Below are 8,756 nucleotides of genomic sequence, written 5' to 3'. Positions count from 1 at the left end.
TCAGGAACAACCGCTAAGTTTAAGGAACCAGTAGATACAACAACTCCAGGGGACAAAACACCAGTAGTTGTTGTAACTTACCCAGATGGCTCTAAGGATGAAGTTCCAGTTAAAGTAACTGTAAAAGATCCACGTAGCGATGCGGATAAGAACGAACCAAAAGCCAAGGAACAAACTGTTAAAGTTGGTGACGCACCAAAAGCAGAAGATTCAATTGCGAACTTCAAAGACCTTCCTTCAGGAACAACAGCTAAGTTCAAGGAACCAGTAGATACAACAACTCCAGGGGACAAAACACCAGTAGTTGTTGTAACTTACCCAGATGGCTCTAAGGATGAAGTTCCAGTTAAAGTAACTGTAAAAGATTCAAGTGCACTAACTCAACAAGAAATTACAGCAGACCCAGGTACTGCTAAAGCAAGCAAAGATGGTAAGATATCGGATGAAAGTGCACCAAAATTAGCAACTAAAGATCCAGCAATTACTCCAGTAGTGAACCCATCAACTAAGAAAGCAGGAGCAAAAGAATTGCCAAATACTGGGACAGAGAAATCTAACGCTTCCCTTGGTCTTGTATTACTTGCAGCAGTTACAGGCGGACTTCTCTTTGCTAAAAAACGCAAGGAAGAAGAGTAAAACATTACTCTGATAAAGCAAACTTGAGAATCTTGATTCTATTGGTTTGCTAGCAAAGATTTTGGGACTGAAAGTCACATAAATTAAAAAGCTAGAGTTCCGCAATTGGAAATCTCTAGCTTTTTTGTGGCTGAGAACTATTTTGTCCCAGACTCTTTTAAATAGTCTAAAACATTTTCCAGATTTTCTAAGGGCACTTTGGCAAATTGATAAGGACAGGCATCCAAGTATGCCTCTTCAAAGAAGTCTAAGCCCAGTTGACTGTGCTTGAAACTGGCGATTTTAGGATACTGTCTGAGGTCTAGCAATAAACCATCATGAAGCGGAAAGTGAGGGAGGGGACAAGGTGTTTTGGTTAAACTTTTCTCGAGTTGTTTTTGGTAAGTTTCCTGATTGGACAAGCGAGCTAGACGATTTTTCTCAAATAATTGACTGTCAATATAGAGTGACAGGGCCTTTTGCATGATGAGGTTGCTGTCGTAGTCTAGTATATTTTTGTAGGCCACAAAAGCTTCTTTGATAGCATTTGGAAGGATGAGTGCTGTTATCCGTAGGGCTGGAAAGAGGCTGGTTGAGAAGGACTTGATATAAATAACGCGCTCTTCTGTATCCAGATAGTGGAAGGTCTGGCCCTTCTTGGAGTCCAAATCCCCCAGATAATCGTCCTCTACGATATAAACACCGTACTTGGCAGCTAAGTCAAGAATAGCGCGTTTGTCCTGCTCAGAATAGGAATGCCCCAGAGGATAGTGAAAACGAGGAATGGTGTAGAAAAACTTAATTTTTCCTGTTTTGAAGTGACCTTCCAGCTCCTCCAAGTCAATTCCATCAATGCCTCGTTCAATCGTTTGATAGTCTAAGCTCTGAGCAATCAAGAGACGATTCATCCGATGGTAGGTCGGCTGTTCCACCAAGATTTCCTTAGATTGGCTAGGAAAGGAAATTTGAGAGAGGATAAAAAGGGCTTGTTGGGTTCCAGAAGTCAGTACCAGTTGGTCAGCCTTGCAGTAAAGGGCTTGGTCAAAGAGCAGTTTGTGAATGGATTGTCTTAAGTCTTCTAAACCTTCTTGGTTGTCATAGTAGTTGAAGAGGTAGTTTTCCCGGCCAATCAAGGTTTCATTGATACAGAGTCGGAAATCGTCATAGGCGCTGGCGTGTTCGTCGGTAACCTCGATTTCTAGATCCTGATGTTGCCCTTGTTCTAGGACATAGTAGCCACTCTGGGGCTTGGCGTAGAGGTATTGTTCGTGTCGTAATTCCAGCAGGGCTCGTTGAATGGTATCCTTGCTACAGTGAAAGTCAAGGCTCAGTTGACGGATAGAAGGCAGGCGGCTTCCCGTCGGAAAGCGTCCAGACTCGATACCATTTTTTAGATAGGAAACGACCTCTTGGTACTTGCTTTGTTTCTTCATTCCAAACCTCCCTTGATTTTGTTACATTGTACCCTTTTTTTTCCTTCTTGGCAATGTCTAGGGTGTTTCTCTCGTTCACATCTAGGGACAAATGTGGTATACTTAGGAGTAAGATTTACATAATAACAGATAAGAAAGAGAATGGTTAAGAGCGTGCAGGAACCAGTGAAATTATTTCAATACAATACCCTTGGAGCCTTGATGGCTGGCCTTTATGGTGGGACCATGACAGTAGGAGAATTGCTAGAGCATGGAGACCTTGGTTTGGGAACCTTGGATTCCATTGATGGGGAATTGATTGTCTTAGATGGAAAGGCTTATCAGGCCAAAGGCTCAGGAGAGCAACCGGAAATTGTAGAAGTGTCACCAGATGCCCTTATTCCTTATGCAGCAGTGGTACCGCATCAGGCAGAGGTCATTTTCCGCCAGCGCTTTGAGATGACAGACAAGGAATTGGAAGAGCGAATAGAGTCTTATTATGACGGGGAAAATCTTTTCCGCTCTATCAAGATTCGGGGGGAATTTTCACATATGCATGTGCGCATGATTCCTAAGTCGACACCAGATACCAAGTTTGCTGATGTCGCAACCCATCAACCGGAATATAGTCGTGACAATGTGGTGGGAACCATCGTTGGTTTCTGGACGCCAGAGATTTTCCATGGGGTCAGTGTGGCAGGCTACCATCTGCACTTCATCTCAGATGATTTGACTTTCGGTGGACATGTCATGGACTTTGTCATCAAGGAAGGTATAATCGAGGTGGGAGCTGTTGACCAATTGGATCAACGTTTTCCAGTTCAAGACCGTCAATACTTGTTTGCTAAGTTCAATGTTGAAGAGATGAGAAAAGATATTGAAAAGGCAGAATAGGAGAAGAAAATGACCATTCATATTATCATTACCATGGTGTTGTTACTGGCTTTCTTGATAGGGAGCATTTGGTATGCCAAAAAGAAATACAAGATTAATTTAGCTGTTTTGGGCTTGGGGGCCGTAGCCTTCTTTGTCTCTTCACAGATTTTGGAAAAACTGGTGCATATCTTAGTTTTGCATCCTCAAAAAGACAGTAGTATTGCCCTCTTGCAAGATCATCCGCTTGTCTATATCCTCTATGGCCTAGCCATGGCAGCATTTTTTGAGGAAACGGCTCGCCTTGTTTTCTTTAAATGGTTGGAGAAAAAGAGAAGTTTGGAAAAAGCAGATGCCTTGGCCTATGGATTGGGACATGGTGGCTTGGAATTGATTTTTCTAGGCCTTGCTAGTTTACTTAATCTCTACATTGTTCTCTCAGCAGTTCAAACTCAGAATCCACAGGTTATGCAATTGCTGTCTGAAAATATGTTGAAAACCATCCAGTCGCTATCAGTCTGGCAGATTTATTTGCTTGGTTTTGAACGGATTTTGGCCTTGGGTTTCCAATTGCTCTTGACTGTTTGGGTTTACCAAGCTGTTCGCCAGAAAAAATGGATTTATCTCCTAGCAGCCTATGGACTACATGCCCTCTTTGACCTGGCACCATCTCTTGCCCAAGTTGGCTGGCTGACCAATCCAGTCTTGGTGGAAGTTGTCCTAGCACTAGAGCTTATTCTTGTTGTCTATGTAACAAAGGCAACCTTTTGCAAAAAATCATAAAAAGGGGGAAACCTCTTTTTATATGCAAAAACCAAACAAGGTCTTTTTCTGGTCGTCAAATGGTCTTAAAAATGGTATAATGGAATGAATTTTGTAAAAGGAAGAGTAACATGTCTGTAAGAGAAAAAATGCTTGAAATCTTAGAAGGAATTGATATCCGTTTCAAGGAATCCTTGCATAGCTATAGTTATACAAAAGTAGGTGGAGAGGCCGATTATTTGGTCTTTCCACGAAATCGTTTTGAGTTGGCTCGCGTTGTCAAATTTGCTAATCAAGAAAATATCCCTTGGATGGTTCTTGGAAATGCCAGCAACATTATCGTTCGTGATGGTGGGATTCGTGGATTTGTCATCTTGTGTGACAAGCTCAATAATGTGTCCGTTGATGGCTATACCATCGAAGCTGAAGCAGGGGCTAACTTGATTGAAACAACTCGCATTGCCCTTCGTCATAGTTTGACTGGCTTTGAGTTTGCTTGTGGCATTCCAGGAAGCGTTGGTGGTGCTGTCTTTATGAACGCGGGTGCCTATGGTGGCGAGATCGCCCACATCTTGCAGTCTTGTAAGGTCTTGACCAAGGATGGAGAAATCGAGACCCTGTCTGCCAAAGATTTGGCTTTTGGTTACCGCCATTCAGCCATTCAGGAGTCTGGTGCAGTTGTCTTGTCAGCTAAATTTGCCCTAGCCCCAGGAACCCATCAGGTTATCAAGCAGGAAATGGACCGCTTGACGCATCTCCGTGAACTCAAGCAACCTTTGGAATACCCATCTTGTGGCTCGGTCTTTAAGCGTCCAGTCGGGCATTTTGCAGGTCAGTTAATTTCAGAAGCTGGCTTGAAAGGCTATCGTATTGGTGGCGTAGAAGTGTCAGAAAAGCACGCAGGATTTATGATCAATGTCGCAGGTGGAACGGCTAAAGACTACGAAGACTTGATTGAGTCTGTTATCGAAAAAGTCAAGGAACACTCAGGTATCACGCTTGAAAGAGAAGTCCGTATTTTAGGTGAAAGCAAGTAGGAAGCTGTATTTGAAAAGCTGCTGCTATGTCATGGAAAGGGGGTGAAAGCCTATCGTTAGTGCAGAAGAATGTAGGCAGTTCAATCTCCTACACGAGGTAGTAGTGGCCTGACAGAGCCCTGATCTGTTAATCTATGAAAAAGAAGGAATAAATGACAATTGAAAAAACCAATTATTGAATTCAAAAACGTCTCTAAAGTTTTTGAAGACAGCAACACCAAGGTTCTCAAAGACATCAACTTTGAGTTGGAAGAAGGGAAATTCTACACCCTTCTAGGCGCATCTGGTTCAGGGAAATCAACCATCCTAAACATCATTGCAGGTTTACTGGATGCGACGACAGGAGATATCATGCTAGACGGTGTCCGAATTAATGATATCCCAACCAACAAGCGAGACGTCCATACGGTCTTCCAATCCTATGCCTTGTTCCCACATATGAATGTGTTTGAAAATGTTGCTTTTCCACTTCGCTTGCGTAAAATTGACAAGAAAGAAATTGAGCAACGCGTAGCGGAAGTTCTCAAGATGGTTCAGTTGGAAGGGTATGAAAAACGTTCCATCCGTAAACTCTCTGGAGGACAACGTCAGCGTGTGGCTATTGCCCGTGCCATCATCAATCAACCCCGTGTGGTTTTGTTGGACGAGCCTTTGTCAGCGCTGGACTTGAAATTAAGAACAGATATGCAGTACGAACTGCGTGAACTGCAACAACGATTGGGCATTACCTTTGTCTTTGTTACTCACGATCAGGAAGAAGCTCTTGCCATGAGTGACTGGATTTTCGTCATGAATGATGGCGAGATTGTCCAGTCTGGAACACCTGTGGACATCTACGATGAGCCGATTAACCATTTTGTTGCCACCTTTATCGGTGAGTCAAATATCTTGCCAGGAACCATGATTGAGGACTACTTGGTTGAGTTTAACGGCAAACGCTTTGAAGCGGTCGATGGTGGGATGAAGCCAAATGAGCCTGTCGAGGTTGTTATTCGTCCAGAGGACTTGCGGATTACCCTTCCTGAAGAAGGCAAGCTCCAAGTTAAGGTGGATACTCAACTTTTCCGTGGGGTGCACTATGAGATTATCGCCTATGACGAGCTTGGAAATGAATGGATGATCCACTCGACTCGTAAGGCCATCGTGGGTGAGGAAATCGGTCTGGACTTTGAACCAGAAGACATCCACATCATGCGTCTCAACGAAACCGAGGAGGAGTTCGATGCTCGTATCGAAGAATACGTGGAAATCGAAGAGCAAGAAGCAGGTCTGATCAATGCAATCGAGGAGGAAAGAGATGAAGAAAACAAGCTCTAAACTCTTTGTAGTGCCCTACATGCTTTGGATTGCACTCTTTGTCCTGGCACCCTTGGTCTTGATTTTCGGTCAATCCTTTTTCAACATCGAAGGCCAGTTTAGTTTAGAAAACTATAAATCTTACTTTGCGTCACAAAACTTGACCTATCTCAAAATGAGCTTCAACTCTGTACTCTATGCAGGAATTGTGACCTTTGTGACCTTGCTTATCAGCTATCCTACAGCCCTCTTTTTGACCCGTCTCAAGCACCGTCAACTCTGGCTCATGCTGATTATCCTGCCAACTTGGATCAATTTGCTCCTTAAAGCATATGCCTTTATCGGAATTTTTGGTCAAAATGGCTCTATTAACCAATTTTTGGAATTTATCGGAATCGGTTCACAGCAGCTGCTCTTTACGGATTTCTCCTTTATCTTTGTTGCAAGCTACATCGAGCTTCCCTTTATGATTTTGCCGATTTTCAATGTCTTGGACGATATGGACAACAATCTTATCAATGCCAGCTATGACCTAGGTGCGACCAAGTGGGAGACCTTCCGTCATGTCATCTTCCCTCTGTCGATGAATGGTGTGAGAAGTGGGGTCCAATCGGTCTTTATCCCTAGTTTGAGCCTCTTCATGCTGACCCGTTTGATTGGTGGGAACCGTGTTATTACGCTGGGAACGGCTATTGAACAGAATTTCCTAACCAATGACAACTACGGTATGGGTTCTACCATCGGTGTGATTCTCATCCTGACCATGTTCATTACCATGTGGGTGACCAAGGAAAGGAGAGAACGATGAAAAAATTTGCCAACCTTTATCTGGGACTGGTCTTTCTTGTCCTCTACCTGCCGATTTTTTACTTGATTGGCTACGCCTTTAATGCAGGCAACGACATGAATAGCTTTACAGGCTTTAGCTTGAACCATTTTAAAACCATGTTTGGTGATGGTCGTCTTATGTTGATCCTCACCCAAACCTTTTTCTTGGCCTTTCTGTCAGCTTTGATTGCGACCATTATCGGAACTTTTGGTGCTATTTACATCTACCAGTCTCGTAAGAAATACCAAGAAGCCTTTCTTTCACTCAATAATATCCTCATGGTTGCGCCTGATGTTATGATTGGTGCCAGCTTCTTGATTCTTTTTACCCAACTCAAATTTTCACTTGGCTTTTTGACCGTGTTATCTAGTCATGTGGCCTTCTCCATTCCTATCGTGGTCTTGATGGTCTTGCCACGTCTTAAGGAAATGAACGGCGATATGATTCATGCGGCCTATGACTTGGGAGCCAGTCAATTTCAGATGTTCAAGGAAATCATGCTTCCTTACCTGACTCCGTCTATCATTGCAGGTTATTTCATGGCCTTCACCTATTCGCTGGATGACTTTGCCGTAACCTTCTTCGTAACGGGAAATGGCTTTTCAACGCTGTCAGTCGAGATTTACTCTCGTGCTCGTAAGGGGATTTCGCTAGAAATCAATGCCCTGTCTGCCCTCGTCTTTCTCTTTAGTATTATCCTAGTTGTTGGTTATTACTTTATCTCACGTGAGAAGGAGGAGCAAGCATGAAAAAACTCTATTCATTTTTAGCAGGAATTGCAGCCATTATCCTGGTCTTGTGGGGAATTGCGACGCATCTAGATAGTAAAATCAATAGCCGAGATAGTCAAAAATTGGTTATCTACAACTGGGGAGACTATATCGATCCAGAACTCTTGACTCAGTTCACAGAAGAAACAGGCATCCAAGTCCAGTATGAGACCTTTGATTCCAACGAAGCCATGTATACCAAGATTAAGCAGGGTGGAACGACCTATGATATTGCTATCCCAAGTGAATACATGATTAACAAGATGAAGGACGAAGACCTCTTGGTTCCGCTTGATTATTCAAAACTTGAAGGTCTTGAAAATATCGGACCAGAGTTCCTCAACCAGTCCTTTGACCCAGGCAATAAATTCTCCATTCCTTACTTCTGGGGAACCCTGGGAATCATCTACAATGAAACTATGGTAGATGAAGCGCCTGAGCATTGGGATGACCTCTGGAAGCCAGAGTATAAGAACTCCATCATGCTCTTTGATGGGGCGCGTGAGGTGCTGGGACTGGGGCTCAACTCCCTTGGCTACAGCCTCAACTCCAAGAATACTCAGCAGTTGGAAGAGACAGTAGACAAACTCTACAAACTGACTCCAAATATCAAGGCCATTGTGGCGGACGAGATGAAGGGCTACATGATTCAGAACAACGCTGCTATCGGTGTGACCTTCTCTGGTGAAGCCAGCCAAATGCTAGAAAAAAATGAAAATCTCCGCTATGTGGTACCAACTGAGGCCAGCAACCTTTGGTTTGACAATATGGTCATTCCCAAAACAGTCAAAAACCAAGACGCAGCCTATGCCTTTATCAACTTTATGTTGAAACCCGAAAATGCTCTTAAAAATGCGGAGTATGTCGGCTATTCAACACCAAACCTACCAGCTAAGGAACTACTCCCAGAGGAGAAAAAAGAAGACAAGGCCTTCTATCCTGATGCTGAAACCATGAAACACCTAGAAGTTTATGAGAAATTTGACCATAAATGGACAGGTAAATATAGCGACCTCTTCCTACAGTTTAAAATGTATCGGAAGTAGGAGTTAGTAGTCACGAAACGAATCAGTCAAGCTGGTTCGTTTTTTATGTAGAAGGCAATTTTTGTAACTGTATGTTTTTCTATGATAGTTGCTTATTTGCTTGCCTAGTAGTATAC

9 protein-coding genes are annotated in these 8,756 nt (G+C 43.2%); 8 read left to right on the top strand and 1 reads right to left on the bottom strand.

The genetic code is table 11. The annotated features are described in order from the left end of the window. Nucleotides 1–636: Rib/alpha-like domain-containing protein (locus HT731_RS09500; protein ID WP_173277815.1), on the top strand; the 636-nt coding region annotated here is incomplete at its 5' end. Between the two features lie 137 nt (nt 637–773). On the opposite strand, the gene HT731_RS04395 is transcribed toward HT731_RS09500, so the two are convergent. After that, on the bottom strand, nt 774–2,048 hold the full coding sequence (locus tag HT731_RS04395) for a PLP-dependent aminotransferase family protein (RefSeq protein ID WP_173277813.1): 1,275 nt from the start codon (nt 2,046–2,048) through the stop codon (nt 774–776). A gap of 141 nt (nt 2,049–2,189) precedes the next feature. Between HT731_RS04395 and budA the strand changes: the two genes are divergently transcribed. From budA to HT731_RS04360, 7 genes are all read left to right on the top strand, one after another. Then, on the top strand, nt 2,190–2,921 hold the full coding sequence (gene budA / locus HT731_RS04390) for an acetolactate decarboxylase (RefSeq protein ID WP_173277811.1): 732 nt from the start codon (nt 2,190–2,192) through the stop codon (nt 2,919–2,921). Between the two features lie 9 nt (nt 2,922–2,930). Beyond that, a complete protein-coding gene (locus tag HT731_RS04385; RefSeq protein ID WP_173277809.1) occupies nt 2,931–3,683 on the top strand; it encodes a YhfC family glutamic-type intramembrane protease in 753 nt (250 codons plus the stop codon). 110 nt (nt 3,684–3,793) lie between these two features. Next, on the top strand, nt 3,794–4,699 hold the full coding sequence (gene murB, locus HT731_RS04380) for a UDP-N-acetylmuramate dehydrogenase (protein ID WP_173277807.1): 906 nt from the start codon (nt 3,794–3,796) through the stop codon (nt 4,697–4,699). Nucleotides 4,700–4,858: 159 nt separating this feature from the next. Further along, the gene (locus HT731_RS04375; RefSeq protein WP_000742913.1) at nt 4,859–6,016 is read left to right on the top strand and encodes an ABC transporter ATP-binding protein; all 1,158 of its coding nucleotides are present in this window, start codon (nt 4,859–4,861) and stop codon (nt 6,014–6,016) included. Beyond that, complete coding sequence (locus HT731_RS04370; protein ID WP_000753801.1) at nt 5,997–6,803, top strand: ABC transporter permease; 807 nt, start codon at nt 5,997–5,999, stop codon at nt 6,801–6,803. The genes HT731_RS04375 and HT731_RS04370 overlap by 20 nt, the downstream gene beginning before the upstream one ends. After that, nucleotides 6,800–7,573 carry an ABC transporter permease gene (locus HT731_RS04365; RefSeq protein WP_061759981.1) on the top strand — a complete coding sequence of 258 codons (774 nt, stop codon included), beginning with the start codon at nt 6,800–6,802 and terminating at the stop codon, nt 7,571–7,573. Before HT731_RS04370 ends, HT731_RS04365 begins: the two co-directional genes overlap by 4 nt. After that, nucleotides 7,570–8,640: an ABC transporter substrate-binding protein gene (locus tag HT731_RS04360; RefSeq protein ID WP_173277805.1), complete on the top strand. Its 1,071-nt coding sequence runs from the start codon at nt 7,570–7,572 to the stop codon at nt 8,638–8,640. The genes HT731_RS04365 and HT731_RS04360 overlap by 4 nt, the downstream gene beginning before the upstream one ends. The last annotated feature ends 116 nt before the right edge of the window (nt 8,641–8,756 follow it).

It is taken from the genome of Streptococcus sp. k-163, assembly GCF_013277555.1.
In the GTDB taxonomy this organism is placed as follows: Bacteria; Bacillota; Bacilli; order Lactobacillales; family Streptococcaceae; genus Streptococcus.
This window is presented reverse-complemented; position numbering and strand designations above follow the sequence as displayed.